At 43.5% G+C, this 19948-nt stretch carries 20 protein-coding genes; all 20 read left to right on the top strand.

Annotated features, from left to right (window positions below; genetic code table 11):
- The first annotated feature begins 2 nt into the window (after nt 1–2).
- The 20 genes from ACRRQV_RS08575 to ACRRQV_RS08480 all read left to right on the top strand — a co-directional run bounded on the left by ACRRQV_RS08575 (nt 3) and on the right by ACRRQV_RS08480 (nt 19933).
- Nucleotides 3–233 carry a hypothetical protein gene (locus tag ACRRQV_RS08575; protein ID WP_432529747.1) on the top strand — a complete coding sequence of 77 codons (231 nt, stop codon included), beginning with the start codon at nt 3–5 and terminating at the stop codon, nt 231–233.
- A 123-nt stretch (nt 234–356) separates the two neighbouring features.
- Complete coding sequence (locus tag ACRRQV_RS08570) at nt 357–1076, top strand: YebC/PmpR family DNA-binding transcriptional regulator (RefSeq protein ID WP_432530765.1); 720 nt, start codon at nt 357–359, stop codon at nt 1074–1076.
- Between the two features lie 359 nt (nt 1077–1435).
- Nucleotides 1436–2911: an aldehyde dehydrogenase gene (locus ACRRQV_RS08565; RefSeq protein WP_432529745.1), complete on the top strand. Its 1476-nt coding sequence runs from the start codon at nt 1436–1438 to the stop codon at nt 2909–2911.
- Nucleotides 2912–2999: 88 nt separating this feature from the next.
- On the top strand, nt 3000–3509 hold the full coding sequence (locus tag ACRRQV_RS08560) for a TRAP transporter small permease (RefSeq protein WP_432529743.1): 510 nt from the start codon (nt 3000–3002) through the stop codon (nt 3507–3509).
- A 1-nt stretch (nt 3510) separates the two neighbouring features.
- Nucleotides 3511–4788: a TRAP transporter large permease gene (locus tag ACRRQV_RS08555; RefSeq protein ID WP_432529741.1), complete on the top strand. Its 1278-nt coding sequence runs from the start codon at nt 3511–3513 to the stop codon at nt 4786–4788.
- A gap of 98 nt (nt 4789–4886) precedes the next feature.
- Nucleotides 4887–6029: a CaiB/BaiF CoA transferase family protein gene (locus ACRRQV_RS08550; protein WP_432529739.1), complete on the top strand. Its 1143-nt coding sequence runs from the start codon at nt 4887–4889 to the stop codon at nt 6027–6029.
- A gap of 67 nt (nt 6030–6096) precedes the next feature.
- A complete protein-coding gene (locus ACRRQV_RS08545; protein WP_432529737.1) occupies nt 6097–6780 on the top strand; it encodes a GntR family transcriptional regulator in 684 nt (227 codons plus the stop codon).
- A gap of 64 nt (nt 6781–6844) precedes the next feature.
- Nucleotides 6845–8287, top strand: a complete 1443-nt coding sequence (locus ACRRQV_RS08540) for an aldehyde dehydrogenase family protein (protein ID WP_432529735.1) — start codon at nt 6845–6847, stop codon at nt 8285–8287.
- Nucleotides 8288–8304: 17 nt separating this feature from the next.
- A complete protein-coding gene (locus tag ACRRQV_RS08535; RefSeq protein ID WP_432529733.1) occupies nt 8305–9510 on the top strand; it encodes a hydroxyacid-oxoacid transhydrogenase in 1206 nt (401 codons plus the stop codon).
- A gap of 253 nt (nt 9511–9763) precedes the next feature.
- Complete coding sequence (locus ACRRQV_RS08530; RefSeq protein WP_432529731.1) at nt 9764–9928, top strand: hypothetical protein; 165 nt, start codon at nt 9764–9766, stop codon at nt 9926–9928.
- A 124-nt stretch (nt 9929–10052) separates the two neighbouring features.
- Nucleotides 10053–11090, top strand: a complete 1038-nt coding sequence (locus ACRRQV_RS08525; protein ID WP_432529729.1) for a TRAP transporter substrate-binding protein — start codon at nt 10053–10055, stop codon at nt 11088–11090.
- 163 nt (nt 11091–11253) lie between these two features.
- Complete coding sequence (locus tag ACRRQV_RS08520) at nt 11254–12501, top strand: dicarboxylate/amino acid:cation symporter (RefSeq protein ID WP_432529727.1); 1248 nt, start codon at nt 11254–11256, stop codon at nt 12499–12501.
- A gap of 136 nt (nt 12502–12637) precedes the next feature.
- Complete coding sequence (locus ACRRQV_RS08515; RefSeq protein WP_432529724.1) at nt 12638–13621, top strand: LacI family DNA-binding transcriptional regulator; 984 nt, start codon at nt 12638–12640, stop codon at nt 13619–13621.
- Nucleotides 13618–14496, top strand: coding sequence for a ribokinase (gene rbsK / locus ACRRQV_RS08510; RefSeq protein ID WP_432529722.1), 879 nt, complete (start codon nt 13618–13620; stop codon nt 14494–14496). Before ACRRQV_RS08515 ends, rbsK begins: the two co-directional genes overlap by 4 nt.
- Nucleotides 14496–14882, top strand: coding sequence for a D-ribose pyranase (gene rbsD / locus ACRRQV_RS08505; RefSeq protein ID WP_432530763.1), 387 nt, complete (start codon nt 14496–14498; stop codon nt 14880–14882). Before rbsK ends, rbsD begins: the two co-directional genes overlap by 1 nt.
- Nucleotides 14883–14899: 17 nt before the next feature.
- Nucleotides 14900–16402: a sugar ABC transporter ATP-binding protein gene (locus ACRRQV_RS08500; protein ID WP_432529720.1), complete on the top strand. Its 1503-nt coding sequence runs from the start codon at nt 14900–14902 to the stop codon at nt 16400–16402.
- Entirely contained in the window at nt 16383–17327 is a 945-nt protein-coding gene (gene rbsC / locus ACRRQV_RS08495) for a ribose ABC transporter permease (RefSeq protein WP_432529718.1), read from the top strand. Before ACRRQV_RS08500 ends, rbsC begins: the two co-directional genes overlap by 20 nt.
- 14 nt (nt 17328–17341) lie before the next feature.
- Nucleotides 17342–18265, top strand: a complete 924-nt coding sequence (gene rbsB / locus ACRRQV_RS08490) for a ribose ABC transporter substrate-binding protein RbsB (RefSeq protein WP_432529716.1) — start codon at nt 17342–17344, stop codon at nt 18263–18265.
- A gap of 177 nt (nt 18266–18442) precedes the next feature.
- Entirely contained in the window at nt 18443–18712 is a 270-nt protein-coding gene (locus ACRRQV_RS08485) for a hypothetical protein (protein WP_432529714.1), read from the top strand.
- Nucleotides 18713–18970: 258 nt separating this feature from the next.
- Entirely contained in the window at nt 18971–19933 is a 963-nt protein-coding gene (locus ACRRQV_RS08480) for a dipeptidase (RefSeq protein ID WP_432529712.1), read from the top strand.
- Nucleotides 19934–19948 lie beyond the last annotated feature (15 nt).

The raw sequence follows: 19948 nt of genomic DNA, 5'->3' as shown, positions 1-19948 counted from the left end.
AGATGAAAAACGTGAAAGAATTCAAAGTAACGTATTTTTTTGATGAGGAGCATTATATTCGCCGGTTTATTCACGTGGATTCACAGGAAAGTGCTGAACAAATGATTCGTAGTGAACGGGACCAATATGTTTCCTTTACTGATAGCCGTGGAATCTACCATGAATTGCATACGGGAAAAGTCCGGATTGTTCAGATTTCCGAATATCATCGTGTTGATAAAAGTAATAAGTAGTGCAATTCATAGATGGGTTGCACTCTTTTCAATTCCATTACTCGAAAAACATGCCGTGGTTATTATATAATAGAAGAAGTGAACAATGATCACAGTTAAAGCCAAAAGAAAGTGGGAAATCCAATGGGCCGCAAGTGGAATAATATTAAAGAGAAAAAAGCATCAAAAGACGCCAACACAAGCCGCATTTACGCAAAATTTGGACGCGAAATTTACGTAGCGGCGAAGCAAGGCGAACCGGATCCAGAATCGAACCAAGCGCTGAAAGTCGTATTGGAACGGGCGAAAACATATAGTGTGCCAAGAGTCATCATCGACCGGGCCATCGAAAAAGCCAAAGGCGGCTCAGAAGAAAGCTATGACGAGCTGCGCTACGAGGGCTTTGGGCCAAACGGATCGATGGTCATTGTCGATACCTTGACGAACAACGTCAACCGGACAGCTTCGGATGTCCGTGCGGCATTCGGCAAAAACGGAGGCAATATGGGCGTCAGCGGATCAGTCGCATACATGTTCGACCCAACCGCGGTTATCGGCGTTGAAAACAAAACGGCGGATGAAGTATTGGAATTGCTGATGGAAGCAGACGTGGATGTACGGGATATTCTTGAAGAAGAAGATTCTGTTATCGTTTATGCAGAACCAGAGCAGTTCCATGCCGTCCAGGAAGCTTTTAAAACAGCTGGCATTACAGATTTCACCGTTGCCGAACTTACGATGCTCGCTCAAAACGAATTGGAATTGCCGGAAGACGCGCAAGTTCAATTTGAAAAAATGATCGATGCGATTGAAGACTTGGAAGACGTTCAGCAAGTCTACCATAACGTCGATTTAGGCGAATAAAAATAAATTCAGGCCAACACCAATTAAAAAAGCAGCTCTTTGCGACTTAGCAAAGAGCTGCTTTTTTTTGACATTTATAAGCAAAGAAGAAGTTGCAGAGTACTATAGCTAAAAATCATTTAGATCTTACAAGAAGAGGAAAGAAAATCGATGTAATTCAGCGTCATATTCTATGGGCATGGTCCCTTTAGAAAAGAAAATCAATAAAAAGTTATCTGAATAGTTATCCCAATAAAAATATATTGACAATTTTAACTAGTGTGTCTATTATTTTTGTTAGAACCATTTTTGGATCCAATTATCCTAAAAGCCAAAGTGAAATAAATGAAAGCGCTTTAATATTAAAGGAGGAATTGTTGATGGAAGACCATAAATACGAACAGATTTTTGTGAACAATGAATTTGTAACTCCTCTTAGCGGAGAAACATATGAAACGATCAACCCTGCAACGGGGGAAGTGTGGACGTTGGTGGCGAAAAGTTCGGAAGCGGATGTTGATCTTGCTGTAGAAGCGGCGTCAAATGCTTTTGAAGGAGAATGGAGAAGCTATACGGGCACGCAGCGATCGCATTTGCTGCGAAAACTGGGCGATTTGATCCGCAGAGATACAGAAAAGCTGGCGAGATTAGAATCGAGAGACAACGGAAAACTTTACTCGGAACTGCTGAACGGGGAAATCCCGAACGTAGCCGAATGGTTTTATTTTTATGCGGGAATTGCAGACAAAATGTACGGCAGTTATATTTCGCACGATCCGAACTTGTTTAGTGTCGTGAAAAAAGAGCCGGTTGGCGTTGTCGGAGCATTGGTTCCGTGGAATTCTCCGTTATTGATGATTGCGTGGAAAGCGGCGCCTGCATTGGCCGCAGGAAATACGATGGTTATTAAACCGGCCGACCAAACGTCGGTGACGGCGTTAGAATTCGGAAAGCTAGTAGCAGAAGCAGGGTTCCCGCCTGGCGTTGTAAACGTAGTAACGGGCGGAGCAGAAGTAGGCGCAGCCATTGTCGGACATCCAAAAGTCGATAAAATCGCCTTTACCGGATCTAGCCGAACAGCCCAAGTAATTTCAAAAGGGTCAGTCGGCAATTTAAAGCGACTGTCATTTGAATTAGGCGGCAAAGCACCACACATCATTTTCGAAGATGCAGATTTGGATCAAGCGCTGATTGCGGCTACGTCTGGAATCTTCATTAATGCCGGGCAAACGTGCGCAGCGGGATCGCGGTTATTGGTCAGCAGCAAAATTTACGATGATTTTGTCGGGAAACTAGTGGAAAAAGCCAAAACGATTCGTGTAGGCGACCCAATGGATCCGAAATCTCATATGGGGCCTCAATCGCTTGAGGCGCAAGTTGAAAAAATTGAAGAGTTTATTGAAGTGGCCAAGCAAGAAGGCGGCAACATTTTAACCGGTGGACGCCGGCTTGCAGTAGAAGGCTTTGAAAATGGCTTTTTCTTTGAGCCGACAATCATTAGTGGGTTGAGCGAAGATTCCTATGTTTGCCGGGAAGAAATTTTTGGGCCGGTTTTGGTCGTCATCCCGTTTGATACGGAAGAAGAAGCTATCCGAATTGCCAACAATTCGCAATACGGATTAACGGCCGGTCTTTGGACGAACGATGTCAGAAAAGCCCACCGAGTAGCAGATGCGATACGGGCAGGCATCGTCTGGATCAATACGTACCGCAAAGTTCTATGGCAGGTGCCTTATGGCGGCTTTAAAATGAGCGGCTACGGCAGAGAAAACGGTTTAGAAGTAATGGAATTATATACAGAAGCGAAAACCGTCATGATGGACATCAATACTTCCAGAGTTGACCCGTACGCTTAACAAGTAAACAAAGGGGTTAAACGCAAAAGCTGCAGGCGCCTTCGATATTTTAGAAGGCGCTTTACTATCACTAAAGGCGGGGGATACTATGCTGGGTAAAATTGAAAGCGGAATATTTAAAGTGGAGTCTTTCATCATTACAGTTTCATTGATCGGAATGTTTTTGGCAGTCGTTATACAGGTCATTACCCGGACGCTCGGCATGTCTTCAGTCGGCATGACCGAAATCGGCATGCTTGGGATGTCGATCCTGACGTTTATCGGAACTTCGGCGATTACGTATTCGAAAGACCATATTACCATCGAATTGGAGCAAGTCATTCATTCGACCAAAGTCGTGCATTGGATGAAAATCATCACGGATGTCATCATGATTATTTTTGGAGTAGTGTTTATAAGTGTAGCGTATTCGTTTTTCGAATTTGCGGTCACTTCAGGGGATAAAACCATTGAACTAGGCATTCCAGTAGCCATTCCAGTTGGAGCTATGCTGTTAGGGGTTGCATTGATGGTTTTCCATGCGTTATGCGATTTAATTCGTCTGTTTCAACGAAAAAAAGACCCGGCTGCTATGGGTCACTTAGAGGGGGAGAGATAAAATGGGTTTGGTCGGAATAGCTCTTCTTTTCTTCTTGATAGTCGGGGTTCCTATTGGCATTGCTTTTGGACTCGCTGCATTATTAGGGGGAAATGTTGCACAAATACCTTTAGAAACATTTGCTTCAGTAGCCAACCAAGCGGTTAACTCGTTCCCATTGCTGGCTATTCCATTGTTTATCTTGGCTGGACAAATTATGAGCCAAGGAAAAATTGTTAAGCAATTGATCGATCTTTCAGAAATGCTGCTTGGAAAAGTTCGAGGCAGTTTGGGCTATGTAACGGTATTGGCAAGTGCGTTTCTCGGTGCGATTACCGGGTCGTCTGTAGCGACGGTATCGGCGATCGGAAGCACGGTTGGAGAAAAAATGGTGGAAAAAGGCTATAAGAGAGGCTATGTGGCTTCTTTAATCGCCGGTGCTGGATTGCTGGGCGTATTAATACCTCCTTCTATTCCGTTGATTTTATACGGGGCAACAGTCGGCGTTTCTGTTTCCGATTTGTTTCTAGCTTCCATGATTCCCGGAATTATTATGGTGCTTATTTTCTTGATTACCCATAGATTGATGCTTAACCGGGTGCTGGGCGAGCCGCTAGGAAATGGAGAAACGGAAGCGGAAGCGGCAACTAAAATACGTAGCAAACGTAAAACATTCTTAGGATCTATCCCCGCTTTGTTTATGCCAGTCATCATTTTAGGCGGAATTTACAGCGGATTGTTTACGCCTACAGAAGCTGCGGCCGTGGCTTGTCTATACGGATTGATTATTGCACTTGTCGCTCGTTCGTTGAAATTCCCTGATCTTTCACGTGTATTTTTCATCTCTGCAGTTTCATCTGCTGCCATACTAAGCATTATCGCGTTTAGCAATATGTTCAACTTCATGATTACGCTGGAACAAATTCCGCAAACAATAGCAGAATATGCAATTTCGATTACAGACAACAAATACATCTTTATTATACTAGTGACAATTATTTTATTCATCGTGGGTATGTTTATGGAAACCAATGCCGCTGTACTTTTAATGGGTGTCTTGCTGGCTCCGGCAGCTATCCAATTCGGCATTAATCCGATTCACTTCGGTATCATTTTGGTAACAAACATTGAAATTGGGCTTTTGACGCCGCCAATGGCTGCCAATATTTACGTATCTGCAAAAGTGAATAAAAGCTCGCTCATTGAAATGCTGCCTTTTGTATTTTGGTTCTTGGGTGGAGCTGTCATCTTGCTGTACATCATTGTATTCGTACCGTCTTTAACAACATGGTTCTTGTAATACATACCGAAGCAAAAATGAGGAAAGACAATATTCCATGCTTTGATTTGCTTTTGGTACAAGAATTTGATCGATAGACTTAAAGGGAGTGAGATTAAATGCTGCCATTACAAGGAATTAAAGTTGTTGCATTGGAACAAGCGGTTGCAGCACCCTTTGCTACCAGGCAATTAGCAGATCTTGGCGCGCGGGTCATCAAAATTGAGCGGCCGGGAGTCGGTGATTTTGCCAGGCATTACGATACAGCTGCTAACGGATTGTCGAGCCATTTTGTCTGGTTGAACCGTTCAAAAGAATCGTTGGCACTTGACCTAAAAGACCAAGAAGCGAAAGGGATTTTAGAGGGATTGCTGGAAGATGCTGATGTGTTTATCAGCAATCTGGCACCGGGTGCTACAGACAGGTTGGGTTTTGGCGCAAAAGAGCTTCTTCAAAAATACCCAAAGCTCATCATCTGCAGTATTTCGGGATACGGTTCTGAAGGGCCGTATAAAGACAAGAAAGCATATGATTTGTTGATTCAATGCGAGGCCGGATTGGTATCGATAACCGGGACGGAAGAAATTCCATCAAAAGCCGGAATATCGATTGCGGATATTGCTGCCGGAATGTATGCATTCTCGGGTATTCAAACGGCTTTGATCAATCGGCACCATACAGGCGAAGGATCCATTATTGAAGTGTCGATGCTAGAAGCTTTAGGCGAATGGATGGGCTTTCCAGTTAACTTTGCTTTTTCGGGCGAAGAGCCGAAACGGACCGGAGCCGACCATGCCACTATTTTTCCGTACGGCGACTTTGAAGTGGCCGAGGGGAAGAAAGTGTTTATCGGTATTCAAAACGAGCGAGAATGGGAGAATTTTTGTGTGAATGTCGTGCATTCCAAAGAATTGTTTCAAAATGAAAAATTCAACACCAACACAAAACGATCGCAAAACAAAGATGAACTACGAAAAATCATCAATCAAAAATTCAAGGGTTTTACCGCTGATCTGTTGATGCAAGAACTGGATAAGCAAAAAATTGCCAATGCCCGGCTGAATACGATAGGCGAATTTATCGACCACCCACAATTAAAATTTAGGGACAGGTGGCGGGACGTGGATTCATCTGCCGGGAAACTGAAAATGCTTGTTCCTCCGGTGACATTTAACAATATTGGGTACCAAATGAATGCGATTCCTGAAGTTGGCCAGCACAATGAGCGTATATTAAGAGAGCTTAAGGGTAAAGTTAACTAAAGCGCGTATGCCTTGTTAGTGAGTATAATAAGTACGACCAATATTAGGAATCCAGAGGATGAATTTTATGAAACTAAAAAATTTTTTAACGTTTGAACATTCCTATGCGTATAGTTTGCCGGAACAAGTAGCAAATGCAATTCGGGTTGCGATCTTTAAAGGGGATTTAAAACCGGGCGACCGGATTGTCCAAGATGAAATCGCAAATTCACTTTCCATTAGCCGCATGCCGGTAAGAGAAGCGCTGCAAAAATTAAATGCCGAGGGCTTGATTGAAATCAAGCCGAACAGAGGCGCCGTCGTCAAACAAATTTCGCTAAGCGATATTACGGATACGTATCAGCTGAGGGTAATTTTAGAAAAAGTTGCTGTCAAAGAAAGCCTTCCGAAACTAACGGCTATGGACAAAATCGAAATTGAAAGTTTGGTAAAAAAAATGGAACTGGCGGACGATCCGGAAGACTACACGTTTCTGAACAAACAATTCCACCAAAATTTGATGAAGCATTGTTCGAACCAAAAGATGATGAAGATTATTGAAGGGTTGTGGGCCGGATTTTCTCCCTATACGCCTTATATCATTGATGAACAAATGAGCAATTCAAATAATGATCATACGAAGATTGTAATAGCTTTGAAAGAAGACAATTTCGAGGAAATTCATGCGTTGATTGAAACACACATTCTTTCGACTGAAAAGTCCTTGATGAAATATTTGCGAGATAATGAAATAGTGAGTGTAGACAATTAAGCAAAGGAAGCGCTAATAGACTAAAATCGATTTTCTTGTGAAATCTAAAATGAGGATGATCATCATGGAAAAACAAACAGAGTTTGTGGAAACCTACGGAAATTTAATAGGCGGCGAATGGATCAAGGGAGACGACCAGTTTGTGGTGGACAATAAGTTTTCACATCAACCTTATGCTTACGTTTCAAAAGCGGATGAAGATTTGGTGAAAAAAGCCATTGCCAATGCTGTGGAAACCTATAAAACCGTTAAACTGACCGTTACCGAACGGTATAGCATCTTAATGAAGGCTGCTGAACTTTTTGGAAAGCGAAAAGAAGAAATAGCGCTTGTGATTTGCCGGGAAGCGGGAAAAACCATCACGGATGCGCGCGCAGAAGTGGATCGCGGCATTCAAACGTTTATCACGTCGGCTGAAGAAGCGAAGCGAATCGCTGGACAAGGGCTGCCGATTCACGGACAGCCTGGAAATGAACAAAAGATGGCTTTTTCAATTCGCGTGCCAGTCGGTGTGGTTTGTGCGATTACGCCATTTAACTTTCCGTTCAATTTGACTGCCCATAAAGTCGGGCCGGCTCTTGCTGCAGGAAATACCATTGTCTTAAAACCAGCGGAAAAAACACCTGTATCTGCAATAAAAATGGCGGAAGTTTTGCAAGAAGCAGGATTGCCAAATGGCTTTTTGAATATTGTAAACGGGTATGGGCATGAAGTGGGACCGGTTCTTTTAAAAGATGAACGGATCGCCATGTATACATTTACCGGAAGCCCAAAAGTTGGAAGAATGATTAAAAGTGAAACCGGCATTCGAAAAGTAACTTTGGAATTGGGAAACAATTCGCCGAACATTATCCATAAGGACGTTAAAGACTTAAAGCGGGCTGTGGACTTGTGTGTGTCCAGAGGCTATTCAAATTCTGGACAAGCGTGCATTTCTGTTCAGCGAATTTACGTGCATCAAGACATTTATGAACAAGTTCTACAAGAAGCGAAGCTTTACGCGGAATCGATTGTTCTTGGAAATCCGGAAGACGACGCGACCAATATTGGTCCGATGATTAGTATCAAGGAAGCCGAGCGAGTAGAAAACTGGATACAAGAGGCAGTCGAAGCCGGTGCAGAAGTGGTTACGGGCGGCACAAGAGAAGGTTCGCTATTTAAACCGACTGTATTGACGGCTGTCACGGAAGAGATGAAAGTAATGTGTGAAGAATTGTTTGCGCCTGTTATCAATATTGTGCCTTTTGAAAATATTGAAGAAGTGCTTGCGACTGTAAATAACTCGCGTTTTGGTTTGCAAGTAGGCCTCTTTACTTCGGATCTCCATTTAGCAATGAGAGCAGCGCACGAATTGGAATTCGGCGGTGTTAACATTAATGATGTCTCCACGTTCCGTGCGGATATTCTTCCATACGGAGGAGTAAAAGACAGCGGAGTAGGAAAAGAAGGGCCGCGCAGTGCCATTGAGGAAATGACCGAAGAAAAAGTAATCACGATTCACATTTAATGGGAGGTTTTGACGGAATGGCTAGAAACGTCTGGGAATATTTTTCTACGCAAAATATTGTTTTTGGTAATGGTGCCATTAACAAATTAGATAGTGTACTAAAGCGATTTAACGCAAAAAATATTTTTTTGATTACCGACCAAGGAATCGTGAATGCGGGCATTTTGACCAAAATTACTGCTTTGCTCGAACAGCATGACTATAATGTGGTTATTTACGATCAAGCCATTCCGGAACCCCCGGTGTCAAGCGTGCTGGAAGCTTATGAATTCGCCAAAAAACAAATTAAGACAGATGTGATTATCGGGCTGGGCGGCGGAAGCAGCATCGACTTGGCGAAAGTGGTGGCCCTATTGATGGAATACGGCGGCCATCCACGGGATTATTTTGACGAAGGAAAAGTACCAGGGCCAATTGCACCTTTAATTGCCATTCCAACAACAGCTGGAACAGGTTCAGAAGTAACGTCGGTAGCTGTCGTCAACGATACGGAGAATAATCTGAAGGTCGGAATTTCCGATAACTACTTGCGCCCTTCGGTAGCCTTGCTTGATCCTGAACTGACGGTAGGATTGCCTCCATATGTGACAGCATGTTCCGGAATTGATGCGTTATGCCATGCCATCGAATCGTATACAGCAAAAGGCTTTACTAATATCGATGCCACAGGAAATCTTCTTTTCCAAGGAGCATTTCCGATCACTGATGCTTTAGCGGAAAAAGCGATCGAACTCATTGTCAATAATTTGGCGCTAGCTGTTCAACAAGGCAGCAACTTAGAAGCACGCGGCAATATGCTCCTAGGCAGTTTGTTGGCAGGACTGGCTTTTTCAAATGCAGGAAACGCGTTGGCGCACGCCATTGCTTATCCAATCGGGGGGAAAGTAAAGTCGCCTCACGGTGAAGTAACCGGTTTATTAATGCCGTACGTAATGGAATACAATGCAGCCACTTCGAAAGATAAAATGGTGAAAATCGCCCAAATCCTTGGTTTGGATAACGGCAGCAAAACAACAACCGAATTGGCTTATGCTGCTTCACAAGGCGTTTATCAACTTATTGAAGAAGTTGGCCTTCCGGTTAAACTTTCAAAAATCGGTATCAAAGAAGAAGACTTGGAAGAAATTGCTGAGAAGACGCTGCCGATCCAACGTTTGGTCCGCAACAATCCTAGAGTGCCGACTAAAGACGGTATACTAACATTGTTGAAAAAAGCTTATTGAACCTGACTGCGCGTGAATCAGAAAAGCAGTTCTTTGCATGGGAATGAAGAACTGCTGGTGCTTAAATAGTTGCCTCTTATGCTCTAGAACCTTCTTCATTGCATTATTTATCTGAAAGTTTATTATATTATAAAAATATTGACTTCTTTCTTTTTTCCCTATAAAGTTTTCTTATAGCATTTTGGATCCAATTATCCTAAATGCTCCTTTTAAAAAGAAGAATGAAAGCGCTTTAACTAAAGGGGGGGAAGGCTTGTGTGCGTTAGATAGAAAACAACCATTGGGTTTTATCGTAGAAACCAGCCACGGAAAATGGTTTATTGGAGCTCGTTCTAAAATGATACTGGCTTCAAATTATACTGCTAATGCTATGCAAAGCGTTGATCTGCCTGGCAAACCCGGTTTAGTAGTTTCATAAATTTAAAAACATAACTTAATTGGTTATAAAAAAGCTTTATTACCAATTGAAAACAAGAAGTTATTGCATAACAAATGTGAGAAAGTCCACGCTAGCTAGAAGTAAAATTAAAGGGGAGAAAAAAATGAAGAAATTTAAATTGTTCGGTTTAGTCATGTTAAGCTTATTATTTATCTTAAGCGCTTGTGGAAGTTCGTCAGGCGGAGGCGATGCTAAATCAGGTTCAGCATCGCAAACATTGCGGTTAGGCCATATTTTCCCTGTCGATAGCGTGAAGGACCAAGCAGCTAAACGATTTGCTGACCGAATTGAAGAAGAAACGAACGGCGAAATTAAAATCAACGTCTTCCCTGCCAGCCAATTGGGCGGAGATGAAGTTTTGGCTCAAGATATTTCACGCGGAACATTAGACATGTCGTTTTTAAGCCAAGGTTCATTGTCTGGTTTGGATAAATTACTGGATTTCCACTACCTTCCATATGTTGTAACAAACTATGAAGAAGCAGATGCCATCTACTACGGAGACGGCATCATCCCTACAACGATGAGAGAAACATTGTTGAAGCACAAAATGGTGTCACTGGGAATTTGGGAAAACGAATTCCGCGGTGTATCAAACTCGAAAAAAGATATTTCATCAGTTGAAGATTTGAAAGGTTTGAAATTGCGTGTTCCGGGATCTCAGGCAATCAAAGGATTCTTTGATGAAGCAGGCGTCCAAACAGTTGTTATGCCATTTAACGAACTGTATCTTGGCCTTCAACAAGGCACAGTAGACGGACAAGACAATGGTTTGCTTTTAACTTATGACAGCAAGTTCCACGAAGTTAACTCCCATTACACTGCACTAAACCATGTGTATGCGACGGGCTCTATTGTTATTAATGAAGACAAACTTAAAGGGATGACTGAAGAGCAGCAAGAAATCTTTAAGAAAGTCGGAAAAGAAATTGAACAATGGCAAGTGAAGAAAAACCGTGAAGAAACTGAGAAATATATTGATTTGATGAAGAAAGAAGGCGTAGAATTTACAGAGTTGACACCTGAGCAAATCACCGAGTTCCAAGAATTCGGCCTTGCTCAATGGGACAACCATGCTGGCATTTACGGCCAGGACCGCATTGACAAGTTGAAAGAAGAAGTAGAAAAGCTAAAACAATAAGACATTATTACCAAACCTGCAGAAGAACGTCTTCTGCAGGTTTTTTTTGATTTAAAAAGAAAACAATTTTCCTATTTCTTCATGATTACTATATCACTGTAATTATTTGTTTTTTTCCATTACACTTAAAACTATCTTTTAATTACAAAAGGAGACGAAATGAATGAAGAAAACCAATATGACAGTAAAAGTACTCACCGGCCTCATTCTTGGGGCAATAGTTGGCTTGCTCATAAATCTATTTGCACCTGGTTCTTTTGATCTGATCAATACATACCTATTTGTGCCGCTTGGCCAGCTTTTCTTGAGCTTAATCAGCATGCTCGTTGTGCCGCTTGTTCTTTTTTCTATTATTTTAGGAACTGCTGGACTGGGCGATCCTGCTAAATTGGGCAGAATCGGATTGAAAACGATTGTTTATTTCTTAGTGACCACGACCATTGCGATTGTAATTGGTTTAGGATTGGCTGCTTTGATTCAGCCAGGGCTTGCAGGAAATTTTGATGTGGAAAGTGCCGAGTTCGATTCCGAAAAAGCTCCTTCAGTAAGTGAAACATTGATGAACATCATCCCGAAAAACCCGATTGCGGCTTTAGCTGAAGGGGATATGCTTCAAATCATTGTATTTGCTGTCTTTATTGGCCTCGCGCTGACGGCTCTTGGCGAAAAGACGAAAGGCGTCGTCAACCTTGTGGAGCAAGGCAATGACATCATGATGTATCTGGTGGGCATTGTCATGAAATTCGCACCGATTGGAACATTTGGCTTGATTGCTACGGCAATTGGATCACAAGGATTTTCAGCCATCAAGGCGATGGGGTCTTATATGTTCGTCGTTTTGGCCGCTCTTGCCATTCATACGATCGTTACTTATGGTGGAACGATTGCCTTTTTGGCAAAGAAAAACCCGATTTGGTTCTTTAAAAAGTTCGCCCCTGCAATGAGCGTGGCGTTCAGTACGTCAAGCAGCAACGCGACCTTGCCGGTATCAATGGAAGTGGCGCAGAAAGATTTGGGCGTTCCGAAATCCATCAGTGCGTTTGTCCAACCTTTAGGCGCAACGATCAATATGGACGGCACGGCCATTATGCAAGGAGTTGCGACGATGTTCATCGCCCAGGCATTTGGCGTCGATTTGACAATGACGCAGCTGGCGACGGTCGTTTTGACAGCCGTATTGGCTAGCATCGGAACCGCGGGAGTTCCTGGAGTAGGGCTTATCATGCTTGCAATGGTGCTTTCGAGCGTGGGCTTGCCGGTCGAAGGAATCGGCTTGGTTCTTGGGATTGACCGTTTGCTGGATATGGCAAGAACAGCGATCAATATTTCCGGGGATGCTGCATGTGCCGTGTATGTTGCAGAAACTGAGAAAAATCGAGGTTTAGAAACAGAAGAAGTCACTGCAGGATAAGAAAGTTAATAAATTGATTGAAAAAGAGTTGCCTTACCCGGCAGCTCTTTTTTTATTTTCGCCTATTGACAACTTTTTATCCTTTCTGTATATTTTGTGTAACCGGTTACACATAGCGAGAGAACGGAGAATTGAAATGACTACCATTAGAGATGTAGCGAAAAAGGCTGGAGTTTCTGTGGCAACGGTTTCCCGTTTCTTGAACTCTACAGGATATGTAAGCCAAGATGCCGCAGCAGCTGTTTCAGCAGCAGTAGCGGAATTAAAGTACGAGTTAAATCCAGTAGCCCGCTCGCTCAATACAAAAAAATCAAATTTAATCGGCTTAATTTTGCCGGATATTACTAACCCTTTCTTCCCAGAACTTGCAAGAGCGGTGGAAGATGTAGCTTTGACCTACGGATATACAGTCATTTTATGCAATTCGGATGAAAATCCTGATAAAGAGAAAAATTATATTGAAACGTTAAAGAAAAAATACATCGCCGGTTTTATTGTAGCGTCAAATCAATTGGATGCACCTCATTATGCCAATGCCAACTTGCCGATTGTGGCCTTAGATCGTGCCATTAATGACAAAATCCCAACCATCTCTTCAAATAACAAAGAAGGGGCAATGCTCGGGACTAACGCTTTATTGGATCGCGGCTGTAAAAACATTCTGTTTCTAAGAGGACCGGAGGAATTGAATCCAGCGAACGACCGTTATGAGGGCTTCATGGAAGCAATGCAGCAAACCGATATTAAGTTCCAAGTCATCTTTTGTCCGTTTCATTTTACGGATTCACAAAAGATTGTCGAGCAAGTGCTTCAAGATGATCCCACAATCGACGGAATATTCGCAAGCAGTGATGTCTCGGCAGCCGGAGCGTTAAAAGCAGCCGCTTCGCTCGGCATAGCGGTTCCTGATACGCTTCAAGTTGTTGGATTTGACGGCGTTGCCTTAGGAGAGATGCTATCTCCAGGGTTGACTACGGTTGCTCAGGACGTCTACAAAATGGGGGCAATCGCAGCGCGCGTCCTCATTAAACGAATAGAAAACCAAGAAATTGAACAGTATTATTATCAAGTTCCAGTGAAACTCGTCATACGCGGAACGACAAGGAGCGGAACAGAATGATTACAGTGGTCGGAAGTATAAATATGGACTTGGTTGTAAGTACAAATGTTTTCCCGAAACAAGGAGAGACTGTGCTGGGTGATTTGTATACGACTGTGCCAGGAGGCAAAGGAGCCAACCAGGCTGTAGCTGCTGCTCGGCTGGGCAGTGAAATTCAAATGCTTGGGGCAGTTGGAAATGACGCTTTCGGTGATGAATTATTGGCTGGATTGGAAGCGGAAAACATTCAGCTCCAATCGGTCAAGCGCATAGAAGGAGCAAGCGGAATCGCAAACATCCTGTTGTCAGAAGGCGACAATCGGATCATTGTCGTTCCGGGTGCTAACCATAAAGTGACGATTGAGGAAATAGATGCACATACAAGCCAATTGGCTAAAAGTTCTATAGTCATCATGCAGTTGGAACTGCCAATTCCAGTCATTCAAAGAACCCTCGAAATTTGTCAAGAGCAAGGAGTTCCGACCATTTTAAATCCCGCTCCTGCAAGCGATTTCACCCAAGAGTTGTTAAAGTATTGCACATACTTGACGCCTAATGAGACAGAAGCCGAAGAAATTTTCGGCAAAGATTGGCTGCAGGCGCTTGAACAATACCCGAACCGGATGGTTGTGACGCTGGGTGAAAAAGGGGCGCAATTCTACGATGGAGAAAAACACGTCGTTGTGGAAGGATTCCCTACAAAAGCAGTGGATACGACAGGAGCAGGAGATACATTCAATGGAGCTCTGGGTGCAGCTATAGCAGAGAATATGCCGTTTGAAGAAGCTGTCCGTTTTGCCAATGCTGCTGCCTCTTTATCGGTAGAGAAGTTCGGGGCTCAAGGCGGAATGCCGACACGTGGTGCTGTACTCGAAAGAATGGCAGGTGGGGCATGATGAAAAAACACGGCATGATCAATCGCGATATCGCAGCTTCACTTGCTTCATTCGGCCATACGGATTTACTGGTTATTGCAGACTGCGGATTGCCGATTCCGGCAAATGTTCCGTGTGTCGATTTATCGTTTCGCATTGGAGAACCTGCTTTTATGACGGTTCTAGAAGCTGTATTGGACGACTTCCAAGCAGAAGCGGCCTTTATCGCCGAAGAAATAAAAACAGAGAATCCAGCAATCGAAGCTGCGATTTTACAACATAAAGAAGCTGTTTACATCACGCATGAAGAATTAAAAGAACTCAGCAAAAAAGCGAAGCTTATCATACGTACAGGAGAAGCGACACCATATGCAAATATTGTCCTTCGCTCTGGCGTCATCTTTTAAAAGGCAGGTGAATAACGATGATTAAAATGACCGATATCTCGAAATCCTTTAGCGGCAACAAAGTATTGAAGAATGTTCAGTTTTCATTGAAAAAAGGCGAAATCCACGCATTGATGGGTGAAAACGGTGCAGGGAAATCCACCTTGATGAAAATCATGGCTGGGATTTATTCGCGGGATTCTGGAACGATCGAAGTGAAAGGGCAACCGGTGGAATTCACTTCTCCCAAGCAAGCAGAAGCTGCCGGCATTGCTGTTATCCACCAGGAATTGAATGTTTTGCCTCATTTATCGATTGCAGAGAATTTGTTTCTCGGCAAAGAAGAAACTTTTGGCCGGACCGGCATCTTGAAAACAAAAGATATGGAAAAGAAAACGCGCAAAATTCTAGCAGATCTTGGATTGGACGTTGATCCGGCTTCTCCAGCAAGCACGCTTTCAGTCGGCAAGCAGCAAATTGTGGAGATCGCGAAAGCGCTATCAGTAGATGCTGAAGTGATTATCATGGATGAGCCGACTGCCGCATTGACCGATCGTGAAATTGATACGCTGTTTGCGACGATTCGCCAGTTGCAAAAACAAGGCGTGTCTTTCATTTACATATCCCACCGCATGGAAGAAATTTTCTCGCTATGCGACCGGATTACAATTTTAAGAGACGGCGAATATGTCGGAGAACGGAAAATCAGTGAAACGTCTTTTGAGGAAATCGTGCAGATGATGGTTGGGCGCGAATTGGGCGAACGTTTCCCGGAACGGAATTCAACGATTGGAGAAATTAAGCTCGCAGTAAAAGGGCTTAGCCGCAAAGATTGTTTTGAAGATGTATCATTTGAGCTTCGCAAAGGCGAAATTTTATCGATTGCCGGCTTGATGGGCGCTGGACGAACTGAAGTTGTGCAGTCTCTGTTCGGATACAAGAAATTGGATGCCGGAACGATTGAATTTGATGGCCGCCCGATTAAAATTGATAACCCCAAAAAAGCAAAAGAGATTGGCATCGGCTACGTGACGGAAGACCGAAAGTCAGAAGGGCTGATTGTTGATTTTACGGTCGAAGAAAATGTCAGCATGACTAATTTTTCTTCTATCTCTAAAAATGGGCTCATTTCCAAAAAGAAAGAGCGCAGCCTCTACGATCAAATGGTGAAGCGACTGGGCATCCGCACTTCAGGCCCTGAACAAAGCGCCAAATCATTGAGCGGAGGAAACCAGCAAAAAGTGGTTATTGCCAAATGGCTGGGCATCGAACCGGAACTGTTGATTTTGGATGAGCCGACACGCGGCGTCGATGTCGGAGCGAAAAAAGAGATTTATTCGATTATCAATGAATTGGCTGAACGCGGTGTAGCGATTTTGATGATTTCATCGGAATTGCCTGAAGTGATTGGTATGGCAGACCGCGTATTGGTTATGCACGAAGGAAAAGTCACGGCTGATTTACCTAAAAACGAAATGACACAAGAACGTATTATGCATTATGCCACAGGAGGCGGAAATCTTGCAGTTAAAGAAAAGTAATCAATCAGTGTTTCAAAAAATCGCACCATTTATAGGCTTGATTGCGATTATCGTGATCATCACTATTTTGAATCCAGGATTTTTGGCGATAAGCAACTTGATGAATGTTTTGCGCCAAGTGTCGATTAATGCATTAATCGCGTTCGGTATGACTTTCGTTATTTTAACAGGAGGCATCGATTTATCGGTCGGTTCCATCCTTGCATTGACTGGAGCTTTGACAGCCGGCATGATGGCTAGCGGAGTCGATCCAATTTTAGCAATGCTTGTCGGGCTGTTGCTCGGCGCAGTTCTCGGCGCAATCAACGGAATCATCATCGCAAAAGGGAAAGTGGCGCCATTTATCGCTACTCTTGCAACAATGACGATCTATAGAGGGCTTACATTAGTCTATACAGAAGGCCGTCCAGTTTCTGGATTGGGTGATAGTGTGCCTTTCCAAATGCTCGGAAAAGGCTATTTCCTTGGAATTCCAATTCCCGTCGTAACGATGCTGATCAGTTTTGGAATCCTGTACTTCATTTTGAAGAAAACTACATTCGGCCGCCGGGTTTATGCAGTAGGCGGGAACGAAGAGGCATCGATTCTTTCTGGTATTAATACAGACCGAATCAAAATTTACGTGTATTCGTTAGTCGGTTTACTATCGGCTTTGGCTGCGATCATTTTAACATCGCGCTTGAATTCCGCACAGCCGACTGCTGGGCAGATGTTCGAACTGGATGCCATCGCGGCTGTTGTTCTTGGGGGCACTAGCTTGACGGGTGGCCGCGGCTGGATCGTCGGAACATTGATCGGTGCTTTAATTATCGGTGTACTGAATAACGGATTGAATTTAATTGGGGTTTCTTCCTTCTTCCAGCAAGTGGTGAAGGGTGCAGTCATATTGTTAGCGGTTCTTGTGGACCGGAAAAAAACAGCATAAGGGGTGTAAGAAAAATGAAGAAAATGAAATTAGTAATGATCTTAGTGGCAATGATGGTTTTGGCAGCTTGTTCAATGGAGGCACCGGGTTCGAGTTCTGAAGAAACAGGCGGGGGCAGCGGGAATAAAGAAGACTTTAAAATCGGCTTCTCGATTTCCACTTTGAACAACCCATTCTTCGTGACATTGAGCGAAGGGGCAGAAGCAAAAGCTAAAGAGCTTGGCGCTACATTGTCAATTGTCGATGCACAGGACAATGCTTCAAAACAGGCAAGTGATGTAGAAGACTTAATCCAGCAAGGCGTAGATATGATCATGATCAATCCTGTCGATTCTGAAGCAGTAGCGGCAGCGGTTGAATCGGCAAACTCTGCAAACATTCCAGTTATTACAGTTGACCGCAGCTCTGCAGGCGGCGAAGTTGTATCGCATATCGCTTCAGATAACGTAGCAGGCGGCGAAATGGCCGGAGAACACTTATTGTCACTGGTTGGCGATGGTGCTCTAGTAGCAGAACTTGAGGGCGTACCGGGATCTTCTGCGGCACGTGAACGCGGTGAAGGATTCAATAAGGTTGCAGAAGGCAAGTTGGAAGTAGCTGCAAAACAAACAGCAAACTTTAACCGTTCTGAAGGCTTGTCGGTCATGGAGAATATTTTGCAGGCAAACCCGGATATCAAGGGAGTATTTGCCCACAATGATGAAATGGCTTTAGGTGCTCTTGAAGCGATCGAAGCTTCTGGAAAAGATATCATTGTTGTTGGATTTGACGCAACTGATGATGCTGTAAAAGCCGTCGAAGAAGGCCGCCTGGGAGGAACAATTGCCCAAAAACCGCAAATGATTGGTGAAAAAGCGCTTGAAACAGCTGTTCAATCGCTTAAAGGCGAAGAAGTGGAAGCATCCATTCCGGTAGAATTGGAATTGGTGAAACAATAAGAAAGTGCTGAAGCTCAGGTAGCTGCAGCAATTTAACAGGCTGTCGAGAAACTCTCGGCAGCCTGTTTATTTCGTTTTACTATTAAGATGTATATAGAGAAATAAGAGTTGTCTCTAGTAGTGGAATGGCTTTTGTCTGCTATACTAGCTGTAAAGAACAGTGCGGGAGGCGGCAATATGAATGACATCTGGAAGCTGAAGCACGGAGCGCATCACATTCAAATCGAGAATAGTTGGAAGGGAAGCAAGTTGTACGTGGATGGTGTTTTGCAGGATGAGCATGTAGGTATACATTTGAGTTCCCGGCTATATGGAAAAGTGAAAAATGATGAAGGCGAAATTGAGGACATTAAGGTGTCGATCAGCTGCAACTTTTTAAAAACGGACTGCCGCATCTTTATTGGAGAACGGCTCGTCTATTCGACCGATTTGCAATGGGATATGTAAAAAGAACGTTAAAATGCCGAGTGCTGCAAACATTCGGTATTTTTTCGATTCCGTTTTTTTAAAACCGCTTTTGTCTCCAGTAATTAACTGGTTAATTCTATCCGTTTAATATGTTCAGTGTATTAAGCAAGAATGTGCAAGAAGCCATCTGTTAACCGCCCATCTAGACTGCATGAAAAGTTATTCTGAGAAAACTCGCTTTTGGCTGTTTGCCGGGGCATCCAACTAGTAAGACTGGCCAAAAAAAGGAGAGGTTCGATGAAAATTATTGATACGCATTGTGATGCCTTGCTCAAGCTGCAGCTTGAAAAAAGAAAGCCCTCGTTCAATAAACCTGGGCTAAATTTTCTGGATGCAGAAATACTCGATACGAACTTTCAGCGTTTGCAGCAAGGGCAAGTCTATGTCCAGTTTTTTGCAGTCTTCGTGTACCCAGATATTCCTTCGGATGAAAAATGGCAGCATGCACTTGAACAAGTGGATTTGTTTTATAGTGAAATCCTTGGGAAAAATCCGTTGATGAAACACATAAAAAAATGGGAAGACATTGATGCGTTAAAAGAAGGGGAAATTGGAGCAGTATTGACACTTGAAGGCGCAGACGCTTTTGGCAACGACTTAACAAAGCTGCGCCACCTGTATCGCTTAGGGGTGATGTCGATTGGGTTAACGTGGAACAACGCCAATCTTTGCGCAGACGGGGCAGGAGAACCGCGCGGCGGCGGCTTGACGCTGCTTGGCAAAGAAGTTGTAAAACTGAACAATGAAAACCGGATTTTCACAGACGTTTCACACTTGTCGGTTCAAAGCTTTTGGGATGTGATGGATTCAGCGGATTATCCGATTGCCAGCCATTCGAATGCCCGGGCTCTATGCGATCATCCGCGCAATTTGGATGATGAGCAGATTCGGGCAATGTTTGCAAAAAATGGAATGGTGGATGTGGTTTTTTGTTTGGATTTTATTAAAAAAGATTCCTCCCATGTAACGATTGCTGATTTGATCAAACACATCGATCATCTTTGTGCGCTCGGCGGAGTCCAGCATATTGGCATCGGTTCTGACTTTGACGGCATTCCTGCACATATCATTGATTTGGAAAACGCTTCGAAATTCCAAAACTTGATCAATGAACTGCAAAAACGGTATACCGAACGAGAGGTAGAAGGCTTTGCATACCGGAATTTTTTGGCGCATCGGCCTGGTGCAGTACATATATAATTGCGGAAATTAGGA

Origin of the sequence: Planococcus sp. YIM B11945 (assembly GCF_050864155.1) — a bacterium.
Classification (GTDB): Bacteria; Bacillota; Bacilli; order Bacillales_A; family Planococcaceae; genus Planococcus.
The sequence above is the reverse complement of the archived record's forward strand: the minus strand, read 5'-3'. Positions and strand labels throughout refer to the sequence as shown.